Source organism: Vibrio sp. 1402 (assembly GCF_033340275.1).
In genome coordinates this window covers 235,913-256,542 of record NZ_JAWOWE010000002.1, presented here as the reverse complement: position 1 = coordinate 256,542, position 20,630 = coordinate 235,913, and the positions used below count along the sequence as shown (strand labels likewise).

Genomic DNA, 20,630 nt, shown 5'->3' with positions numbered 1-20,630 from the left:
CGCCCCTGTATTGGGCTTCTATGTTTGATAAGGTCTTTTAAATATGCAGGTTCATCGGCTAAATTTCGCGAAACATTTTTAATCGCATAGTCAATGATTCTGAGAAAGATGTGAATGGCGTTACAAACACTGCTCTCAAACAATTTGTCTTTGGACTTCAAACGATGGTGATGTGCCTCCACGCGCACACTAATGAGCAGCGATCTGGACGTCAATGTATTCAAACTGCTGCCATCGAGTTCTGGAGGTCAAAAATGAAACGAGCCAGCAATAGCTACAGACTCCAAATGATCAAAGAAGTAGTTACCCGTAGAGAGCGTGAAGCTTGTACGGATCCTATGGCGAGATATATTCATCAACTGATGGATGAACGCCCAACAAGTAAATTAGATGTTGAATTCAATCATCGATTTTCAGGAAATCACTTCGACGAACAAGCGGGAGGCTGGGTTAGCGACCGTTGGTCGATGAAATAACGCCAATTACCGCTCTATAGGGAAAATGGATAGGAGATTCCCGGTTCTTAAAGGACACCTTGCCGGACCGGGAATATGTAAAAGCCTAATCAGAACCGAAAGCGAAGGCGTAACCCCACAGACTGAACAAGAATTCTAGAATAAGTCTTGTTGAGGCGATGACTCATCTTGAAGCTGTTCTGGCTTCGTCTTCCCTGCCAACATCTTTCTTCTGTACCTTTGACGACACAACTTAATAACGTGCAACTGCTGAGCGGGGGTTAAGTTAAGCCAATTAAACCTTTCCTCTCTCTTTCTCATACACCCCTTGCAATACCCTTTTTCATCGGAGGTACATACTCCAACACAAGGGCTTGGGACAGTAAAAAACTCCAGTTGCTCCATACTAAAACCGCTCTTTCCATATTAGGGCGTATTGGCCTAGTTTAAATAATGAGAAGATTAGTCAGCAACAAAACTTGCTATATACTTCGTTATGTCAAAAACATACGAAACCATAACCTTATGCTGACAAAAACAGTGTTTTATTACTTATACTTACCGCGTTTATAAAAACGGAGTCTATAAAATGAAGCTTAGCCTAAAAACGTTAGTTACAGCAATCTCTCTCCCTGTTCTTATGACTGCTTGTGCTAGCAACGGTGATGATGTGAAAGAAATAACGGCTCAAGATTTGCAGCACCACAACTGGGAACTTGTTCAAGTTGATGGCAAAAATATCGTTCTAGACGAACACCAAAAAGCGGCTCGCCTAGAAATCGGTGAAAATCTAACCGCAAACGGCAACGCAGGTTGTAACAACTTCTTCGGTCAAGCCGAGCTGAAAAACAACCAACTACGCATCGAAAAAATGGGCATGACCATGAAGATGTGTATGGAAGATCAAATGAAGATCGAAAACGCAATGACGCAAACACTATCTAACTGGAGCGATATCACGCTAACTAAAGATGGTCTTGTTCTGAAAAGTGCCGATCACGAATTGACGTTTACACTACGTGACTGGGTAAACTAATCCCAACTAAGTAAACCAGATAGTATCTTAAAGCAGCCAAACGGCTGCTTTTTTTATATCGATGAATCGTTAGTCATGCATGCCAAAGTCATTTAAATGGCCAACTTTCTTTCTCTTTTCGCCCTCAATTCCATGCTTTAAACATCAATTTTGCTCTGTAAAACAACCTATTCATATCTCTGCGGACAATAATTTTCAATTACTTGAAAGAATATCCTCAAACAAACGGTCCGCTCCTAAAATGACACCAAATTTGTCCCTTCTTCGTTTTGCTTCACATTGAGAGTAATTCTTTGAATCAATGAGTGATTCCGTTTGGGATTGGCATTGATAATAGAGAGAGATGAATTACTATCCTTGTAACAGAGCGGAACGACTTGCGAAAACATCAATAGAAACGAAAGCAAGCACCAAAAGACATAACACGGAATAGATATGAAAAAGCTACTCAGCAGCATTGGCATTTTAGCCACGACTTTTGCGACACCTTCTTTTGCCGATTCATCAGTGAATAGCGAATGGCAAAAAATCGAACAACAAGCCGACGGGCAATCCGTCTACTTTCATGCTTGGGGCGGAAGCCAAGAAATTAATCGCTACATACAGTGGGCGAGTAGAGAGCTAAAATCACGTTATAACGTGACGCTAAACCACGTTAAAGTAACTGATATTTCTGAGACCACTACTCGACTTATCGCAGAAAAAGCGGCAGGCAAAAACAGCGGTGGCAGTGTTGATATGGTTTGGATCAATGGCGAAAACTTCAAATCAATGAAGGATAACCAATTGCTATTTGGTCCTTTTGTCGAAGGTTTGCCAAGCTGGCAATATGTGGATAAATCTCTACCAATTGATGTGGACTTCTCCGAGCCAACAGAAGGTCTAGAAGCACCTTGGGGAGTAGGACAATTAGTGTTTATCCATGACGAGCAAACCCTCCATAACCCTCCAAAATCATTCGCAGAAATGCTGAGCTATGCAAAAGCGTTCCCGAATCGCCTGACTTACCCTCGACCACCAGAGTTTCATGGCACAAGCTTTATCAAAGCATTACTCATTGAACTGTCTAACAACGCCCCTGAGCTGCAACAACCAGTTACCGATGACACGTTTGAACAAGTCACTCAACCGCTGTGGTCTTATCTAGATGAGTTCCATAAAGTCGCTTGGCGCGGTGGTAAGCAGTTTCCAGGCGGTACAGCAGAAACCCTTCAGCTACTAGATGATGGTCAGACTGACCTGGCGATTACCTTTAACCCGAACGCGGTTTTCTCTGCGCAGTCGAGCGGTAATCTTGCAGAGAGCACCAAAGCGTACGCAATGGACGCAGGAGCACTCTCAAATATCCACTTTTTAGCGATTCCTTGGAACGCAAATGCCAGTGCTGGTGCACAAGTTGCGATAAACTTTTTATTGAGCCCTGAAGCACAGTCTCGCAAAGGTAACCTAAACATCTGGGGCGACCCTTCGGTACTAAGCAACCAATACCTAACTGGTTCGGCCAAAAACACTCAACAATTCAAATCTATCGCTGAGCCACATCCAAGTTGGCAAGCGGCGTTGGAAAAAGAATGGTTGAAACGCTACGGGAATTAGTAAGAATCCATGTTAAGAGCGCTGTATTTAGTCATTATCGCAGTTTGTATTTTGCCTACCATTCCGGGACTACTTGGAGTGGTGGTCTCTGCGCTCGGTTATGTACCTCCTATCGGTCTACACCACTTTTCTTTTGATGGCTTCAATGCCGTCTTTGATTGGGAAGGTGTTTGGACATCCATCGGGCTTACTTTCTACTCCGCCATTTTCAGTAGCTACTTGGCTTGCTTCATCGCATTTGCAATTCTACAAGCCTCTTGGGGCAGTAAGTTTTGGCGAAAAATTGAAGTTAGCCTTTCCCCACTTCTCGCGATGCCGCACGTCGCGTTTGCGATTGGCTTTGCGTTCTTGTTTGCCCCAACTGGTATGGGCGTTAGGGTTCTCAACCAACTGTTTGGTTACGACCCGAATGCACAAACGGTGAATGACTTAGCATTGCTGATTAAAGATCCGCACGCACTCGGTTTGGTCATCATGCTTGCGATTAAAGAAGTGCCGTTTTTATTGTTGATGAGTATTCCAATTCTTCAGCAATTGAAAGTCGATAAGATTGAAAAAGTCAGTCATTCGATGGGCTACAGTTCGGCGCAAGCGTGGTGGAAATGCGTGTTCCCACAGTGGATAGCAAAACTGCGCTTTCCAATGCTGGCGGTATTGGCTTACAGTTTGTCCGTTGTCGATGTCGCCCTGATTATTGGCCCCACCAACCCGCCGACGTTTGCGGTTTTGGTATGGCAATGGTTTAACGATCCAGATTTATCGCTCCTACCAAGAGCGGCCGCTGGCGCAGTAATACTGTTTGCGATCGCAAGCCTTTTGATTGGATTTGCACGCTTAATGGAATGGTGTATTACCAAAGGCTTCAAACTCTGGCAGTACTCTGGTCGAAACGGGTTTCGTTTACCCGGTAAAACCCTATTTTCACTGGTCGCGCTACTTGCACTTCTAATGATTCCACTCATGGTGCTGTGGAGCTTTGCCCAACGTTGGCGCTTTCCAGATTTGCTCCCAAGCCGTTACAGCCTGCGTTTTTGGGAATACGAATGGCACAGTATTCTAGGGACTCTAGAACAAAGTATGTCAATCGCCCTAATCAGCGCGACTGTCGCGCTAGTTCTTGCTTTAATAGCACATGAGTATCGTCTCCGTTATCGCTGGCAGGTGCCCGGTTACATCATCGCCATCCCAATGCTGATTCCTCAGCTATCCGTGCTATTCGGTATGCAAGTAGTGACGCTGTACTTAAACAGTAATGCGTATTTCTTTTGGGTATGTTGGGCGCATGTATTCTTTGCGTTCCCATTTATTTACCTCTCGCTAGACGGTCCGTGGCGCAGCTTCGATAACGGCTTAACTCGCGTCGCACTCAGCTTGGGTAAATCACCGATGCAAGCTTGGTTAAAAGTGAAACTGCCAATCCTCCTGCCTGCAATTGCATTCGCGTGGGCTGTCGGTATTAGTGTCAGCCTGGCGCAATACCTACCAACATTGGTGCTAGGGGCTGGGCGCATTAGCACCATCACAACCGAAGCCGTTGCACTATCCAGTGGTTTTGACCGACGTGTCACCGCTATTTACGCCATTTGGCAAGCTCTGCTGCCATTCTTGTTCTTTTCTTTTGCGATACTGCTTAGCCACTTGCACAGGAAGTATCGCCGCTTGTCTATAAAAGGTTTACTACTGAATGAGTCTTTGTCTCGAAAACCTCGCCATCCGTAAAACCAATGGCGACGCGCTTTTTTCAGCGTTCAACATGACCGTAGAAAAAGGTGAAATCGTTACCCTGATGGGGCCTAGCGGTTGTGGTAAATCCACTTTGTTGGATGCCATTGCCGGGCACCTATCCGCCGAGTTCAACTACTCTGGATCCATTACGCTTGATAACGAAAAGTTGGATGCCCTCCCTGCCCATAAGCGTCAGGTCGGTATTCTATTCCAAGAGGATTTGCTCTTCCCTCATTTAACGGTGTGGGAGAACCTTGCCTTCGCGCTACCAAACTCAATCAAAGGTGAAGAGCGTAAAGCTCACGCTATGCAAGCACTGAAGAACATTTCATTGACCAAACTAGCAGAGTCCTTTCCTGACCAAATTTCGGGAGGGCAACGTGCCCGTATCTCATTGACTCGTATGCTGCTAGCAAAGCCAAAAGTTGCGCTACTTGATGAGCCCTATAGCAAGCTGGATAAAGACCTGCGCGTGCAATTTCGCAATTGGGTGGTCGAACAATTGCAGCAAGCGAACATCCCTACTTTGATGGTAACGCACGATGAAGACGATATTCCTGATGGCAGCCGCTGCCTAAACTGGCCGTGGGAGACAAATCATGCTTGATAGCCTGAGTATAAAGCTCATCCGCAAACCGCTGGCACTCAGTGCGAAATATCTCGATAAATGTGGTATCACTGCAAATCAGACGACAGTATTTGGTTTTGTGCTTGGCTGTTTTGCCCTGCCTGCTTTGATCGCCGAACAGTACTTGTTGGCGTTGCTGTTTATTTTGCTGAACAGAATCTGTGATGGGTTAGACGGTGCACTGGCAAGGATTCAAGGCATTACCGATGCGGGTGGTTTTCTTGATATCAGCTTAGATTTTTTGTTCTATTCGTTGATTCCTTTTGGCTTTGTGCTTGCCAACCCAGAGCACAATGCCGTTGCAGGCGCATTTTTGATTTTTTCCTTCATCGGCACTGGTAGTAGCTTTTTGGCTTTTGCCATCATGGCAGGAAAACAAGGCATCGATAATCCGGTATATAAAAACAAATCGCTTTACTACATGAGCGGCTTAACCGAAGGTACAGAAACCATTGGCTGCTTGGTTTTATTTTGTTTGCTACCGCAACACTTTGCCGTCATCGCGTATATCTTTGGCGCGGCATGCTGGTTTACTACTTTTACACGTATTTATTCAGGGTTTCATACGCTTAACGATCATTAATACTGCTTAGACAATCGCGTTTCCTTAAGGGACAAGCCGCTAAGCCACTGTTTTATAAAGCACCAAAACGCAGGTTAAATTGGGGTATATACTCTTTGAATGAAGAAACCATTCGGAGGCTATATGAAAAAACAGATTAATTTAGGCATGTTGCTCACCATTACTTGTGCGCTCGTGCTTGGCGGCTGTAGCTCACCTAACCCGTACGGAGATGCATACGGCTCATCCGACACTCGCAAAGTTCAGCAGGTTTACTACGGCACAGTAGAAAAAGTAGAACCCGTAACCATTGATGCCTCTACCCAATCCAATGCCATTGGCACCATCGCTGGTGCTGCCGTGGGCGGGATCTTAGGCTCAAAAGTTGGGGGCGGTTCTGGCTCGGATATCGCTGCCATTGGTGGTGGTCTATTGGGTGGCTATGCAGGCAGCAAAGCGGCTGAAGCAACCGCGAAAAGAAATGGCGTGAATCTGACCATTCGTTTAGAGGACGGAAAGATTATCTCTATTGTTCAAGAAGCAAATCCAAACATGATTTTCCAACCAGGCCAAGCGGTCCAAATCAATGTTTCTGGTAATGACGCTAGAGTCGTTCCTCGTTAATTCGGACAAACCAAACCTTTGGCCTGCTTTAATTCAAACACCTAACCCGCGCAAGCTTACATCACTGGCTTGTTAACTTGCGCGTTTCTTTTCGTATCAAACTTGATCGTCGTCAATGGAACATCAATCTCCCACACCTTTCGATGTTCAAATGACATCAAGTTGCTAGCATGAGCCCATTCCAGATAACTTTGGGCTTGTTATGACTCCGACTGTTGACCACGTACTCCTTAATATCGCGCTAAACCTCAGCTCAAATCGCTCTCACGAGCAGCAATATCAAAATCTCATTGATGGGGTCGCGCAAGTATTCCCATGTGATGCGAGCTGCCTGTTTATCTTCGATGAGGATGGTTTTCTAACTCCTGTCGCGGTAAAAGGCTTATCCAGCTCGGTCTTAGGTCGTCGCTATTTCCCCAAGGCGCACCCTCGCTTAGATGCCATTATTCATAGCCGTGAACCGGTGCGTTTCGATGCCGATTGTTCACTGCCGGATCCTTTCGACGGCACACTATTAACTGAAGACCAATGCATTGATGTTCACGATTGCATGGGCTTTAGCTTGTATGTCGAAGGCCAACTTGTTGGCGCACTAACGATGGATGCACTAACGGTGGGCGCGTTTGATGGCATCGATCCTGTCGCTATCGAAACCTTTGCGGCTTTGACCGCTGCGACATTGCGTAACATTGCGCAATTAAAAGCACTCAAAGCACAAAACCAGAAGCAAAAAAGCGTCACTCAAACCCTTATCCAGCAAGCCCGTTCTCAACATGGCGAAATGGTGGGTTTGAGTCCGCAGATCAACCAGTTACGAAACAACATTGCGACCGTTTCTCAATCAGATTACGCGGTACTTATCACAGGAGAGACCGGTACTGGTAAAGAACTGGTCGCGCACTCGGTGCACGCGCAATCTCATCGTAGCGATAAGCCGATGATTTACGTAAACTGTGCGGCCCTGCCTGAAGGTCTGGCTGAGAGTGAACTGTTTGGCCATGTCAAAGGCGCATTTACAGGTGCTAATAGCCACCGTGCCGGTAAGTTTGAACTGGCAGACGGTGGAACGATTTTCCTTGATGAAGTGGGCGAACTGCCTTTGATTTTGCAAGCAAAATTGCTGCGCGTAATTCAGCAAGGCGAGCTGCAACGTGTGGGTAGCGATCAGCATTTGATGGTCAATGTGCGCATCATCGCCGCGACCAATCGACAATTAGAAAAAGAGGTCGAAGCTGGCACATTTCGAGCAGACCTATTCCACCGTTTAAATGTATTCCCAATCCAAGTCCCCCCACTTCGTGCCCGTGACGGGGATATTCCCGTTTTAGCAGGATATCTGTTAGAAAAGGTACGCCAACAATTTAATGCGCCCAATCTGCACGTTCACCCTAAAGTGTTGACTCAACTGGAGTCTTTACCTTGGTACGGAAACGTACGCGAGCTCGAACATACTTTAACTCGCGCGGCTTTGCACGCCATTCAACAAGGCGCAAGCACGATCATGCTTAACCATTTCGACACCTTATTGGCTCTCGGTGATGTAAAAAACACATCGCATTATTTACCCAAAGAAAGCCAACCAATGCGAGAACTGATAGAAAGCTATCAACGTGATTTAATTGAACATGCTTTAAGCCAAACTGGTGGCGTTTGGGCAAAAGCAGCGGAGTTTTTGCAAATGGATCGCGGGAACTTATATCGAATGGGTAAAAAGCTCGGGATCAATAAATAACCGACCACAAGAAGTCGATGTGATTAAGACATCAACTGCGTTGTCTTAATTACATCAACCATTCTCCTAAATCTGATAAAATTCAATACAAATCAACAAGATAATAATTGGCACACATTCTGCTCTCTAGTGGTCAACATCACGACTATTAAAACAATCACTGGAGAACCCAATATGTTCTGTATTCAATGTGAACAGACAATTCAAACCCCTGCTGTTAAAGGTTGTTCTTTTGCACAAGGTATGTGTGGTAAAACTTCTGAAGTATCTGACCTTCAAGACGTGTTGGTTTACACACTGCAAGGGGTTTCTTTTTGGGCATCAAAAGCACTTGAATTCAACATCATTAACGATGAAATCAACCAATGGGCACCAAAGGCATTTTTCTCTACATTGACGAACGTAAACTTTGACCCTGAACGTGTCCTAGAGCTAACTTCTCAAGCGGCAACGTACAAAGCATTGCTAAAAGAGCAAGTAATGTCTGCTGCAACACTCGCCGATACCGAAGTTGCTGACATCCCTGTTGTTGCTCACTTTGAGCTACCAAATAGCGCAGAAGCAATCTTAGCTTTTGCTCCTCAAGTCGCGGTTAACCGTGGTAAGGACCAAGTACATGAAGATGTTATTGGCCTACGCTTACTTTGCCTATACGGCCTTAAGGGTGCCGCAGCATACATGGAGCACGCACGTGTTCTTGAGCAAACCAACAACGATATCTATGCCGAATACCATGAAATCATGGCGTGGTTGGGTACAGACCCTGAAGATCTCGGCGAACTACTTGATTGCTCAATGCGCATCGGCCTGATGAACTACAAAGTGATGGAAATGCTCGACCAAGGTGAAACAATGACCTTCGGCCATCCAGAACCAACCTCGGTGAACGTCAAGCCAGTAAAAGGCAAATGTATTCTTGTTTCTGGCCATGATTTGCATGACCTAGAAAAAATCCTGCAACAGACTGAAGGCAAAGGCATTAACGTTTATACCAACGGTGAAATGCTGCCTGCACACGGCTACCCTGAGCTGAAGAAATATCCTCATCTTGTCGGCAACTACGGCAGCGCATGGCAAAACCAACAGAAAGAATTCGCAAACTTCCCTGGCGCAATCGTAATGACGTCAAACTGCTTGTTGAATCCAAATGTGGGTCAATACGCAGACCGTTTATTCACTCGTAGTATTGTTGGCTGGCCTGGTGTGGCTCACATCGAAGGCGATGATTTTAGCCAAGTGATTGAATGTGCTCTAGCGCAAGACGGTTTCCAACACGATGAAATCGAACACCACATCACGGTTGGTTTTGGTCGCAATGCACTGATGAACGCCGCCCCTGCGGTTATCGACCAAGTGAAGCAAGGCAACATCAAACACTTCTTCCTAGTCGGCGGTTGTGATGGTGATAAAGCGGAACGCAGCTACTACACCGATTTTACGGCTGAAGCGCCAGAAGACACGCTAATCCTGACCTTGGCGTGTGGTAAGTTCCGCTTCAACAAGAATACGTTCGGAGATATCAACGGCATCCCTCGCCTATTGGATGTGGGCCAATGTAACGATGCTTACTCTGCAATCCAGCTTGCACTTGCACTGGCGAAAGAGTTTGACTGTGATATCAATGAACTACCACTCACGCTTGTGCTTTCTTGGTTCGAGCAAAAAGCGATCGTTATCTTGCTAACGCTATTTGCATTGGGCGTGAAAGGCATTTACACAGGCCCTACTGCACCGGCATTCCTAACGCCAAACCTAATCGCCATCATCCAAGAGAAGTTCGATATGCGCAGTATTGGCAATGTTCAGGATGATCTAAAAGCCATCCTAGCAGCTTAATAAACTTGCTTGTTACGCGCCTCCTTACGCGGAGGCGCTATCTATTTCGAACCAAAAATAGCCACAACCAAAGAGATTGTTATGTTTTTTGAATGGCAAGGTAACCAACCCGTCACACTCTGTTGCATCGACAAATACTTCGAAACACACGACACCGTCAGCATCAAATTGGCTGAACTAACCGAGTCACTTCTGTTTCAGTTTAAGCCTGGCCAGTTTATTAACTTAGGCGTGGAAATTGATGGAAAAATGGAGTTTCGTGCCTATTCAATCAGCTCGATCAATGAAGACGATCACCTTCAACTCACCATCAAACGAGTATCTGGCGGTAAAGTATCGAACTACATCGTTGACTCGCTGCTGCTTGGTGATACCGTTCAAGCATTACCACCAGCGGGCGAATTTAACTGCATTGACCATCCACCCGTTTTACGTGATGGCGAAACAAAAGCCTTGCTTATCAGTGCAGGTTGCGGCGTCACGCCCGTATTTTCGATGGCAAAACACTGGCTGAGTAATCAAGATGAAAACGACAACGATGTGGACATCGCATTTCTTCATATCGCACGCAGCCCAGAAGAGACGATTTACTACGATCAGCTAGAAACGTTAGACGCCGTATATCCCAACTTCCATTTAAAGCTGTTGCTGAAAAACCGCGAAGGAACGTCACACCCACAAGGTCGTTTGAATGCCGACTGGATTAAAGAGCTTGTTCCTGATTTCAAGCAACGCACCGTTTACCTGTGTGGTCCAAGCCAGTTTATGCAAGATGTTCACGGCTATTTGAATGATCTTGGTTTTGACATGACGAACTTCTACCAAGAGAGTTTTACGCCAGCGACTGGCGCAGAATCATCGGTCTCCGATGAGACGGTTAACGTTTCTGTTCCTGATTTTGCTCAAAGCATCGATGCGCAAAAAGGTCAGGTACTGGCCGATGTGCTCGAAGGCGCAGGTTTACCATTAATCGTCGCTTGTCGAAGCGGGATTTGTGGCTCGTGTAAATGCAAGGTTCGTAAAGGCAACGTCTCTTCCACCAGCCTAGAAACATTGACGCCAGAAGAAATTGAACAAGGCTATGTGCTCGCCTGCTCATCAACCATCGAAGCGGATCTTGAAGTGCAGATCGGTTAATGCTGCTGGTATCGATCTTTTATTGTTTCCCGTCATTCCGGCGAGCCTAGGCGAGATCAGGAACCTAATATCAGCGTGTTAAGAATAACTCATTCTGATAATAGACTCTGAATCACACTCGCGTCTCGCTATTCAGATTGACGGGGTATCGCGGAAATGCCAGCCGTACTCAAACGGCTGGTATTATAGATAGGTACAACTTTCGTTTCGTCGTCATTGCTTCTCGCTAAACAACAACACTTTCAATGCTGCTTCGCTGTCTACGTCCATAAACTCTGGCGGGTTATCCAGACGCTCACGGAATGTCAACTCTGGCGCCTCTTCTTTCATGCTTTCAATCAAGAAGTCGCTTGTCACAGATGGCGAGTTCACACATGCCATCACTTGACCACCGTCTGCCAACAAATCCGGCAACCGACGTAAAATCTTTTTGTAATCTTTAGTCAGCGCAAAGCTGCCTTTCTGGAATGAAGGCGGATCGATGATAATCAAGTCATACTGACCAGATTTCTTAATCTTACCCCATGATTTAAAGATATCATGCCCCATAAAGCTTACCTGGTTGATGTTATGACCATTTAGCTTGTGGTTCTCACGGCCTTTAGACAACGACGCTTTCGCCATGTCGACGTTAATCACTTTATCTGCACCACCCGCAATGGCAGCGACAGAAAAGCCACACGTGTAAGCAAACAAGTTGAGCACGTTTTTATGCTTCGCATTTTCCCGTACCCAATCACGACCGTAGCGCATGTCCAAAAACAGACCGAAGTTTTGGTTGCGGCCAATATCCAATTGGTATTTCAAACCGCTTTCTTCAACGACAGGGCGAGCGTCTAATTCACCGACAAGCACTTCTGAAGGCGCACCATCGGCATAACGGTGCTGAAGAACCATAGTGCGGCCTTGCTTATTTGCCCACAGTTGTGATTGTGCCAACGCATTGAGGCCGCTTTTCAGCTCAGCGAGAAACGCGTCGTCGACTTCTTTAAACAAGTTGATGATCAACTGACCTTGTAACCAGTCACAGGTGATTTGCTCTAGACCTTCAAAACGACGGCCACGACCGTGAAACAGTCGACGAATTTCATTCGGAGCTTGCGCGAGCTCGGTTTCTAGATGCTGAAAAAACAGCGAAAGTTGTGATGCTTGCATCGAGTTCTCTTATTAGTTTTCTTTGTGACGGTTATTTGATCGTAGGCCAGTTCAGTTCCCAGGGGGAAAGCCAAGTATCCAAACCCTGAGAGACGATTTCACTGTGCCATTTGTTACCAAGCACTTTGTATTCTCGTGGATCGCAAACAAAGCGATATTGCTCATCTCGGTATTGGAAGCAAAGTGAAAATGCATGCAGATAACCGCGATCAGCCTCATTGCCTGCATTGTAAATCGGGTCGCCAACAATACCTGAGCCAACCGATTTTAATGCCACGCGGATTTGATGCGTTTTACCAGTGTGCGGCTTACATAAAAATAGGCGCTCTCCGGGCTCTGCCGCAAGAGAGAAAAACTGGGTAACGGCTGGGTTATTTTTGCTGTTGACCAGCTTCCATGATGAACGGCGCGAACGCTCCATATCACCAACGACCAAACCTTGTTTCTTTTTCGGCTTTTTAGAGCCAATCGCTAGGTAGAACTTTTCTACTTGGCGGTCAGCGAAGGCTTGCGATAACGCACTGGCCGCTTTGGCGTTACGTCCGAGGAGCAGAATACCCGATGTCATTTTATCCAAGCGATGGATAAGATAGAGCTGCTGATCACCACTCTGCTTAGCCACTTCTTGCAGCAGCATTGTGTCGCCATCGTCTTTATGAACAGAGACGTTGGGATGCTTATTGATGATCAGAAAATCGGGATGGGTATGTAGAATATCGAACATAAAAAACTGGCTCCACGTTTGGAGCCAGCAGTATACATAAGTTACCGGACAAAGCTATCGAGGCTTGCCCTAAGGTCTTTGCTAAAGCTTCTTAGAGAAAATGCCAGCAAGACCAATGATTGCGATACCCAGCAGCATGATTTCACCTTTGCCACTGTCAAAGCCAGACTTAATCCCCATGAAGGCAACAATAGCAATCGCAACAGGAATCAGGTATTTAACTAGGTTGTACCACAATCCAAATAGCGGGAAGGATACTTCGCCGTCATTAGTGATCTCTTTTTCTAGCTCAGCACGGCTTAGGCGCCATCCAGCAAAGATACAAACCAACATACCACCAACCGCTAAGAAGATTTTGTCCGTTAGCAAGTCGAAGATATCAAAGGCACCGGTACCAAACAGCGTTGGTCCCATTCCACCTAACGATAGTGACGCAAAAATACATAATGCCGCCATAACTGCACTTGCAGACAGAACTGCGTTCGAGCGCTTCATGCCTTTCTCGTCAATTAGGTAAGACACGACAACTTCCAATAGTGATACTGAAGAAGTTAATGCCGCCACCGTCAAACCGATGAAAAATAGCAACGCGAATAGCAACCCAATCACTCCGCCCATTTCAGCAAATAGCTGAGGAACGACAACAAATACAAGACCAGGGCCTGCCGCAGGCTCCATGCCAAAGGCAAACATAGCTGGGAACATAGCAACACCAGCAAGAATCGCAACACCAGTATCCATCGCTGTAACCATACCGGTTGTTTGAACTAGGTTCTCTTTCTTCTTCAGGTAAGAACCGTACGTCATCATACAACCCATACCTAAGCTAAGTGAGAAGAACGCCTGTCCTAGTGCAGCAAGAACCACGTTGCTGTCGACTTTAGAAAAGTCCGGCATGAATAAGAACTCAAGGCCAGCCATTGCACCTGGCAGCATTAAGCCCTTAACAGAAACAACGATTAGGATTAAGAACAGAAGCGGCATCAGAACCTTACCGGCTTTCTCAATACCACCCGAAATCCCTTTCATCACGATCATGACGTTAAGGAACAGGTAAACACCCATCCACATTAAAGGTTGAATCGGATCTGAGATGAAACCGCCAAAGCTGTCGCCAATTGCTTCTGGCGCGCTGAGTAGACCACCGCCCACTTTAAAGATGTAGGCCAATGCCCAACCACCAACCACTGGGTAGAAGCCCATGATCAAAAGACCACTGAAGACTCCCATAACACCAGTGAACGTCCAGCGTCGGTCAGTTGTTTTGAATGCACCTACGGCAGAAAGACCTGTCTTACGACCAATAGCGAACTCTGTCAGCATCACGCTAAAGCCGATAAAAATTACAAAGATAAGATAGATAGCAACGAATGCACCGCCGCCACTCTCACCTGCTGTGTAAGGGAATTTCCATATATTGCCTAAACCGACAGCGGAACCCGCTGCTGCCATTACGAAGCCTAGTTTAGACCCCCACGTATCACGTGGTGCTGCTGTATTAGTTGTAGCCACGCTTTTTCTCCAAAATTAGTTTGTTGTGTATGCATAGAGATAGGCGTCTAAAAAGTTTATGTAAAAATTATTGTACACTTATAAAATAAGCGTTCGACGCACTATGTCTAGAAAGTAAAGCAGCTCCCCTTTAAAATTGGAACCCCAAAAAAGTACATTTATCGCACAAGTGTCGAGTTACGCAGGTTAAATGCTGCTTTTTTGTTCAAAAGTTAAAGAATGACCTTATTTTTCACATTAAAATAACAGAATCAGCTGTTATGAAATTCGTTCCTCATATAAGGTCAATCCCATGTCTAAATGGGAAATCTATTCCCCCAACCCACTTTTATGCTTAATATCCTAGAAGGGCATATTACTCTGAGCGTATATGGACAAGTTTTATCACTTTCTTACTTTAGCTGGCATCGGGCTATATTGGTTACTGGTCGCAGGTGTGACCATTCGTGTCGTTTTAAAGCGCCGTGCAGTGAGCGTGTCTTTAGCTTGGCTAATGATCATTTATATCCTTCCCGTTCTGGGTGTCGCATGTTATTTCCTCTTCGGTGAACTGAACTTAGGCAGAAAGCGAGCCGAACGTGCGAAAGAGATGTTTACACCATTCGAGAAGTGGTTCAGTCAGCTTAACGACTGTAACGCGCACAACCCAGAAACGATGGGGAGGCACATCTACCGAATTGATGAACTTTGTAACAACCGCCTTGGTCTTCCCGCATTGAGCGGTAATACATTGTCGCTGCAACAGTCACCTAATGAGATTTTGCATTCCATTATTGAAGACATCGAAAACGCGCAGAGCAGTATTCGAATGGTATTCTACATTTGGCATCCGGGTGGTTTGGCTGATTCTGTCGCTTCTGCACTTATCCAAGCGGCTAAACGCGGCGTAGATGTCAAACTATTGCTCGATTCAGCAGGTAGTCCACGTTTTTTCAGAAGTCCTTGGTATCGAATGATGCAGGATGCTGGAATTGAAGTTATTCAAGCGCTAGAAGTGAAGATGTGGCGTATTTTCTTACGTCGTCTTGATCTTCGCCAACATCGCAAGATCATCGTAATTGATGATGAAATTGCTTATACCGGTTCAATGAACCTGGTTGACCCGGCTTACTTCAAGCAAAACAGTGGCGTCGGGCATTGGGTGGACATCATGGTTCGCATTACGGGACCAACGGTAAACGTATTGAGTGCCATCCACTGTTGGGATTGGGAAGTCGAAACTGGCGAACGTCATTTACCAAGACTACCTGAATGCAAGATCGATGAGAGTGAATTCCAACACCCTATTCAGGTTGTGCCTTCTGGCCCAGGTATGCCGGAATATCTGATCTATCAAGTATTAACATTGGCAATAAACCAAGCCAATCGCTCGGTACGAATCACAACACCATATTTCGTGCCCAATGCTGATTTACTCGAAACGTTAAAGATGACAGCACAACGAGGCATTGACGTTGAACTCATTATTCCACATAAAAATGACTCTATGATGGTGCAATGGGCGTCACGCGCTTTTTATAGTGAGCTCTTGAGTGCAGGGGTCAAGATTTATGAGTTTTATGGTGGTTTGCTGCATACAAAATCTGTCGTAATTGACGACCAATTCTGTTTAGTTGGCACCGTAAACATGGATATGCGCAGCTTGTGGCTGAACTTCGAAGTGACCCTCGCCGTTGATGACGAAGAGTTCACCAAGCAAATGTCTTGGTTACAAGATAGCTATATTAAGCAATCTCACACTGTTGTATTGGAAGAATGGGAGAAAAGGAGCCTATTTTCTCGGTTCTTAGAGCGAGTGTTCTATCTCTTCAACCCACTCCTCTAATACCTCAAATACACCGACTAAAAAACCTCCAGCGCTACATGCATCCTGCTGGAGGTTTGTTCTTTTAGCTCCCTATCTACACGATACCTCTCGACATCATTACCTGTTCATCTTGGCTGTTATTGGCTGATAGTTGACTTTTCCCTTGCATAACCTACGTCGTCCATGTTTTAAATATTCAAAACCGCAATATTTAAGACAGGGAACTTTTATGTCAGAGGGAAAAAAAACCAAACTCATTACCGCTGGCCGCGATAAAAAGTGGACAAATGGTGTTGTAAACCCACCCGTTCAACGCGCTTCAACCGTGGTATTCAATACCGTTGCAGAAAAGAACCAAGCCACCATTAATCGTGCAAACAAAACATTGTTTTATGGTCGCCGAGGCACCAACACGCACTTTGCTTTCCAAGACGCAATGGTTGAGATTGAAGGTGGAGCTGGTTGCGCGCTTTACCCTTGTGGAACGGCAGCAATTTCAAATGCCATCCTCTCTTTCGTTGAAACTGGCGATCACATTCTAATGGTGGACACTTGTTACGAACCAACTCGTGACTTTTGTAACACCATCATGAAGAAAATGGGCATCAAAACCACCTATTATGACCCAATGATCGGTGAAGGTATCCGAGACTTGATTCAGCCGAATACCAAAGTCCTTTTCTTGGAGTCTCCTGGTTCAATAACCATGGAAGTCCAAGATGTACCTACATTAGCACGCATTGCCCATGAGCAAGATATCATCGTGATGCTAGACAATACATGGGGAGCTGGCGTGAACTTCTCTCCTTTCGAGCATGGCGTAGACATTTCCATTCAAGCGGCAACTAAGTATATCGTTGGACATTCAGATGTCATGCTAGGTACTGCTGTGGCTTCTGAAAAGTATTGGGATCAGCTTCGTGAACAAAGCTACCTGATGGGTCAGTGCGTTTCTCCTGACGACGCATACCTAGGTCTTCGAGGTATTCGCACGTTGGATGTTCGCCTAAGACAGCACGCAGAAAGCAGTTTAAAAGTCGCTCAGTGGCTCGCTTCTCGCCCAGAAGTTGATCATGTCCGCCATCCAGCTTTAGAAACAAATCCTGGCCATGAGTTTTTCAAACGAGATTTCACAGGTGGAAACGGCTTGTTTTCATTTGTTCTCAAAACGTCTTATCCAAAAGCGACGACGGCTCTGCTTGATGGTATGAAACACTTCAGTATGGGTTACTCTTGGGGCGGTTATGAAAGCCTCATTCTAGCTAACGAACCTAAGAGCTTTAACAGCCTGAGAACCATAGCTCACCCACACTTTGAAGGTACTTTGGTTCGTATTCATATTGGCTTAGAAGACGTAAATGACTTGATCGCTGATTTAGAGGCTGGTTTTGCGCGTTATAATGCCTTAATGCTTGAAAAAGAAGTCTCCCTATAACAATGATTGGATCGCCCTGCATTGCGGGGCGTTTTTATAACTCCCTGACTTAATTAGAATTAACTAAACATTCACCCGAACCATTAATTAATGTTAATCATTTGTGTTGTTTTTCAATTGAGCAGTCACAGAATGAAATAATGTGCCACAAATAGGCTTTCCAAATTTAGAGTTTCTCTCCTACTTTTTATCATTAATAAGAGGTCATACCACAAGGAGATAGTTTTGAAACTCAAATTTTTAGCGCTAATGCTTTTTACCTTAATTACCGTCCCAATAACCTCCGTATCCGCTGCAACAGGTTATACCCAAACCAAGTATCCGATTGTTCTGGTTCACGGTTTGTTTGGTTTTGATACCCTGGCAGGCGTTGATTACTTTTTCGGAATACCACATTCCTTAACAAAAGATGGCGCTACGGTTTATGTTGCACAGGTATCCGCGACCAATAGCAGCGAAGTTCGAGGGGAGCAACTGCTTGCTCAAGTCGAAACCTTACTTGCAGCAACAGGCGCAGAGAAAGTCAATCTCATTGGTCACAGTCATGGTGGTCCAACAACGCGCTATGTTGCCTCTGTCCGTCCTGACCTAGTCGCATCAGTTACGAGTATAGGAGGCGTTAATAAAGGGTCTAAAGTGGCAGATTTAGTTCGTGGCACTGTATCTGAGGGTTCGGGTAGTGAGCAGCTCGCGGTAAAACTGGCGCAAGGCTTAACTACTCTTATTAATCTTCTATCAGGTGGTTCTGATCTCGACCAAGACCCTTTAGCCTCACTAGCAGCATTAACCACGGAAGGATCATTAGCGTTTAACCAACACTACCCGGAGGGAGTCCCTACCAGTGAATGTGGTAATGGTGACTTGCTGGCTTCAAATGGCGTTTATTACTACTCATGGACCGGATCATCCACTTTTACAAACGTTTTCGATCCGACCGACGCTGCCATGATGGTACTTGGCTTAGCCTTTGATGGGCCAAATGATGGCTTAGTTGGTGCGTGCAGCACACATTTGGGCAAAGTCATACGTGATGATTATCAAATGAACCATTTGGATGAAATTAACGGCCTACTCGGTATTCATCATCTTTTTGAAACCGATCCAGTCACGCTTTATCGCCAACATGCAAATCGTCTCAAACTTCAAGGTTTATAAGAGGTCATCACAATGAAGAAAGTCGCTCTCACCACTTTTATCCTGCTCTCGATATTTGGCGTGAGAGCGCTTTCTCTGTTGCAAAGCGACAAACAACAAGAGATAACCTCTAACCATTCGCCATCTCAGCAAGATATAGCCGCCGATGTCTCTTCTCCAAAAGATTTCTTCGAATATTCTCTTAGCCGGCTGGGCGAAGAAGATCTCGATACGATCAAAGCGGAAGTCAATGATGACACTTTAGCAAAGCAAACTCTGAATATTGATGCCACACTTTTTCAAGCCTACCTTTCCTACAAGCAAGCACTCACTGCATTAGAGCCTTTTGAGCACAACCACCTAACGCTTGAACAGTTAACCATGCTGAATGAAGCAATACTGAACTTACAGCTTCAATACTTTAACGAGGTGCAGATAACCCAGTTGTTTGACGAAGAAAACCGACTTCGCCAGCTTGCATTAGAAAAGCTGACGATCAAAAAACAGGCATCGGATATCGAGAGTCAAACACACCTTCTCAATCAAGCGTTATCAGAACAACCGGATTACATACGAGAAAGTGAACGCAATAACGCATTAGCAGAGCAGCTCGAGCAAGCTTCTCAGCTTGATTCACAAGACATGTACATCGCCCGTGTTGCTCTGGTAGGAGATGCCGGAGCGCTGAGGCTGCAAAAGCTTGATGAGCAAAGAGCATCATTTGAGACTCAACTCGCCACTTACTTAAAGCAGCGTCAAGATATTCTGAATAGAAATTTTCTAGGGCAAGACGAAAAACAGGCAGAAATCATTGCTTTAAGAAAACAAAGCTTCGATGCCACTCAATGGCGTCGAATCGAAGCTTTGGAACGTATTCATGATAGCCAGAACTAACAACATTAGCTTAATAGCCAAACGTTACTTATGCTGCTTTTTAGGACATCCAACGATATGGTCATCCACCATGCCGACGGCTTGCATGAAAGCATAACAGATGGTTTCACCGACAAACTTGAAGCCTTTCTTTTTTAAGAATTTACTCATGGCTTTGGATTGCTCTGTCGAAACTGGCACGTCACTCATATGTTGCCATTGATTAATGATTGGTTCGCCGTCCACGAACTGCCACAACGCGTCTGATAAACTTCCGTATTCAGCAATTAACGCTTTGGCCGCTTTGGCATTACTGAAAACCGAGTTAATCTTTCCGCGATGCCTCACAACATCGAAGTTTTCCACGATGTATTCAGCGCGTTCTTCATTTCTTTGTTCCAACGCATCTAGGTCGTAGTTCTCGAACGCTTCTCTATACCCTTCGCGCTTTTTAAGAATGGTGATCCAACTAAGGCCAGCTTGCGCACCTTCCAACGTAATAAATTCAAACAGGACTTGGTCGTCATATACTGGCACGCCCCATTCGGAATCATGATATTCGCGCTCTAATGGGTGATTCATCGCCCACGCACACGTTTTTTGTTCTGTCATTATTCTTCCTTAAAAAGCGCCTCTAACTGATGAGCTAGAGGCGCGAT

Annotated in this window: 19 protein-coding genes; 14 read left to right on the top strand and 5 right to left on the bottom strand. The window is 45.4% G+C overall.

All coding sequences use genetic code 11. The features are described 5' to 3' along the window. The first annotated feature begins 254 nt into the window (after window positions 1–254). Window positions 255–476 carry a hypothetical protein gene (locus R7044_RS04635; protein WP_005386686.1) on the top strand — a complete coding sequence of 74 codons (222 nt, stop codon included), beginning with the start codon at window positions 255–257 and terminating at the stop codon, window positions 474–476. A gap of 135 nt (window positions 477–611) precedes the next feature. Here the strand turns inward: R7044_RS04635 and R7044_RS04630 are convergent, their stop codons facing one another. Next, window positions 612–860, bottom strand: a complete 249-nt coding sequence (locus R7044_RS04630; RefSeq protein WP_005378062.1) for a DUF1289 domain-containing protein — start codon at window positions 858–860, stop codon at window positions 612–614. Window positions 861–1,044: 184 nt separating this feature from the next. On the opposite strand from R7044_RS04630, the gene R7044_RS04625 reads away from it, so the two are divergent. From R7044_RS04625 to R7044_RS04585, 9 genes are all read left to right on the top strand, one after another. Further along, entirely contained in the window at window positions 1,045–1,491 is a 447-nt protein-coding gene (locus tag R7044_RS04625; protein ID WP_005378077.1) for an META domain-containing protein, read from the top strand. Window positions 1,492–1,926: 435 nt separating this feature from the next. Next, a complete protein-coding gene (locus R7044_RS04620) occupies window positions 1,927–3,087 on the top strand; it encodes an ABC transporter substrate-binding protein (protein WP_042522009.1) in 1,161 nt (386 codons plus the stop codon). A 9-nt stretch (window positions 3,088–3,096) separates the two neighbouring features. Continuing rightward, window positions 3,097–4,806 (top strand): ABC transporter permease, encoded by a 1,710-nt coding sequence (locus R7044_RS04615; RefSeq protein ID WP_225455378.1) that lies wholly within the window; start codon window positions 3,097–3,099, stop codon window positions 4,804–4,806. Continuing rightward, complete coding sequence (locus tag R7044_RS04610; protein WP_042522013.1) at window positions 4,772–5,419, top strand: ATP-binding cassette domain-containing protein; 648 nt, start codon at window positions 4,772–4,774, stop codon at window positions 5,417–5,419. Before R7044_RS04615 ends, R7044_RS04610 begins: the two co-directional genes overlap by 35 nt. Further along, window positions 5,412–6,023 (top strand): CDP-alcohol phosphatidyltransferase family protein, encoded by a 612-nt coding sequence (locus R7044_RS04605; protein ID WP_054577935.1) that lies wholly within the window; start codon window positions 5,412–5,414, stop codon window positions 6,021–6,023. The genes R7044_RS04610 and R7044_RS04605 overlap by 8 nt, the downstream gene beginning before the upstream one ends. A gap of 123 nt (window positions 6,024–6,146) precedes the next feature. After that, window positions 6,147–6,626, top strand: coding sequence for a glycine zipper 2TM domain-containing protein (locus R7044_RS04600; RefSeq protein WP_005386695.1), 480 nt, complete (start codon window positions 6,147–6,149; stop codon window positions 6,624–6,626). A gap of 202 nt (window positions 6,627–6,828) precedes the next feature. Continuing rightward, complete coding sequence (norR, locus tag R7044_RS04595; protein WP_225455377.1) at window positions 6,829–8,358, top strand: nitric oxide reductase transcriptional regulator NorR; 1,530 nt, start codon at window positions 6,829–6,831, stop codon at window positions 8,356–8,358. A 174-nt stretch (window positions 8,359–8,532) separates the two neighbouring features. Beyond that, window positions 8,533–10,194: a hydroxylamine reductase gene (hcp, locus tag R7044_RS04590; protein ID WP_042522020.1), complete on the top strand. Its 1,662-nt coding sequence runs from the start codon at window positions 8,533–8,535 to the stop codon at window positions 10,192–10,194. Between the two features lie 81 nt (window positions 10,195–10,275). Beyond that, window positions 10,276–11,331, top strand: a complete 1,056-nt coding sequence (locus tag R7044_RS04585; RefSeq protein ID WP_225455376.1) for a hybrid-cluster NAD(P)-dependent oxidoreductase — start codon at window positions 10,276–10,278, stop codon at window positions 11,329–11,331. Window positions 11,332–11,544: 213 nt separating this feature from the next. On the opposite strand, the gene R7044_RS04580 is transcribed toward R7044_RS04585, so the two are convergent. The 3 genes from R7044_RS04580 to R7044_RS04570 all read right to left on the bottom strand — a co-directional run bounded on the left by R7044_RS04580 (window position 11,545) and on the right by R7044_RS04570 (window position 14,662). After that, window positions 11,545–12,486 (bottom strand): class I SAM-dependent methyltransferase, encoded by a 942-nt coding sequence (locus R7044_RS04580; protein WP_225455375.1) that lies wholly within the window; start codon window positions 12,484–12,486, stop codon window positions 11,545–11,547. Between the two features lie 31 nt (window positions 12,487–12,517). Next, window positions 12,518–13,210, bottom strand: a complete 693-nt coding sequence (locus tag R7044_RS04575; protein WP_104975233.1) for a TIGR01621 family pseudouridine synthase — start codon at window positions 13,208–13,210, stop codon at window positions 12,518–12,520. A gap of 81 nt (window positions 13,211–13,291) precedes the next feature. Beyond that, window positions 13,292–14,662: a sodium-dependent transporter gene (locus R7044_RS04570; protein WP_042522154.1), complete on the bottom strand. Its 1,371-nt coding sequence runs from the start codon at window positions 14,660–14,662 to the stop codon at window positions 13,292–13,294. Between the two features lie 430 nt (window positions 14,663–15,092). Between R7044_RS04570 and cls the strand changes: the two genes are divergently transcribed. From cls to R7044_RS04550, 4 genes are all read left to right on the top strand, one after another. Next, the gene (gene cls, locus R7044_RS04565) at window positions 15,093–16,547 is read left to right on the top strand and encodes a cardiolipin synthase (RefSeq protein ID WP_005378105.1); all 1,455 of its coding nucleotides are present in this window, start codon (window positions 15,093–15,095) and stop codon (window positions 16,545–16,547) included. 211 nt (window positions 16,548–16,758) lie between these two features. After that, on the top strand, window positions 16,759–17,964 hold the full coding sequence (locus tag R7044_RS04560) for a cystathionine beta-lyase (protein ID WP_225455374.1): 1,206 nt from the start codon (window positions 16,759–16,761) through the stop codon (window positions 17,962–17,964). A gap of 249 nt (window positions 17,965–18,213) precedes the next feature. Then, window positions 18,214–19,119, top strand: coding sequence for an esterase/lipase family protein (locus R7044_RS04555; protein WP_197687493.1), 906 nt, complete (start codon window positions 18,214–18,216; stop codon window positions 19,117–19,119). A gap of 12 nt (window positions 19,120–19,131) precedes the next feature. Next, entirely contained in the window at window positions 19,132–19,992 is an 861-nt protein-coding gene (locus R7044_RS04550; protein ID WP_158156172.1) for a lipase secretion chaperone, read from the top strand. A gap of 24 nt (window positions 19,993–20,016) precedes the next feature. Here R7044_RS04550 and R7044_RS04545 read toward each other — a convergent pair whose 3' ends face one another. Then, entirely contained in the window at window positions 20,017–20,583 is a 567-nt protein-coding gene (locus R7044_RS04545) for a DNA-3-methyladenine glycosylase I (protein ID WP_158156170.1), read from the bottom strand. Window positions 20,584–20,630 lie beyond the last annotated feature (47 nt).

Bases quoted from the DNA above. Each gene is read 5' to 3' on its own strand.
- R7044_RS04635 (WP_005386686.1), top strand. From the start codon at position 255: ATGAAACGAGCCAGCAATAGCTACAGACTCCAAATGATCAAAGAAGTA.
- R7044_RS04630 (WP_005378062.1), bottom strand. From the start codon at position 860: ATGGAGCAACTGGAGTTTTTTACTGTCCCAAGCCCTTGTGTTGGAGTA.
- R7044_RS04625 (WP_005378077.1), top strand. From the start codon at position 1,045: ATGAAGCTTAGCCTAAAAACGTTAGTTACAGCAATCTCTCTCCCTGTT.
- R7044_RS04620 (WP_042522009.1), top strand. From the start codon at position 1,927: ATGAAAAAGCTACTCAGCAGCATTGGCATTTTAGCCACGACTTTTGCG.
- R7044_RS04615 (WP_225455378.1), top strand. From the start codon at position 3,097: ATGTTAAGAGCGCTGTATTTAGTCATTATCGCAGTTTGTATTTTGCCT.
- R7044_RS04610 (WP_042522013.1), top strand. From the start codon at position 4,772: ATGAGTCTTTGTCTCGAAAACCTCGCCATCCGTAAAACCAATGGCGAC.
- R7044_RS04605 (WP_054577935.1), top strand. From the start codon at position 5,412: ATGCTTGATAGCCTGAGTATAAAGCTCATCCGCAAACCGCTGGCACTC.
- R7044_RS04600 (WP_005386695.1), top strand. From the start codon at position 6,147: ATGAAAAAACAGATTAATTTAGGCATGTTGCTCACCATTACTTGTGCG.
- norR (WP_225455377.1), top strand. From the start codon at position 6,829: ATGACTCCGACTGTTGACCACGTACTCCTTAATATCGCGCTAAACCTC.
- hcp (WP_042522020.1), top strand. From the start codon at position 8,533: ATGTTCTGTATTCAATGTGAACAGACAATTCAAACCCCTGCTGTTAAA.
- R7044_RS04585 (WP_225455376.1), top strand. From the start codon at position 10,276: ATGTTTTTTGAATGGCAAGGTAACCAACCCGTCACACTCTGTTGCATC.
- R7044_RS04580 (WP_225455375.1), bottom strand. From the start codon at position 12,486: ATGCAAGCATCACAACTTTCGCTGTTTTTTCAGCATCTAGAAACCGAG.
- R7044_RS04575 (WP_104975233.1), bottom strand. From the start codon at position 13,210: ATGTTCGATATTCTACATACCCATCCCGATTTTCTGATCATCAATAAG.
- R7044_RS04570 (WP_042522154.1), bottom strand. From the start codon at position 14,662: ATGGCAGCAGCGGGTTCCGCTGTCGGTTTAGGCAATATATGGAAATTC.
- cls (WP_005378105.1), top strand. From the start codon at position 15,093: ATGGACAAGTTTTATCACTTTCTTACTTTAGCTGGCATCGGGCTATAT.
- R7044_RS04560 (WP_225455374.1), top strand. From the start codon at position 16,759: ATGTCAGAGGGAAAAAAAACCAAACTCATTACCGCTGGCCGCGATAAA.
- R7044_RS04555 (WP_197687493.1), top strand. From the start codon at position 18,214: ATGCTTTTTACCTTAATTACCGTCCCAATAACCTCCGTATCCGCTGCA.
- R7044_RS04550 (WP_158156172.1), top strand. From the start codon at position 19,132: ATGAAGAAAGTCGCTCTCACCACTTTTATCCTGCTCTCGATATTTGGC.
- R7044_RS04545 (WP_158156170.1), bottom strand. From the start codon at position 20,583: ATGACAGAACAAAAAACGTGTGCGTGGGCGATGAATCACCCATTAGAG.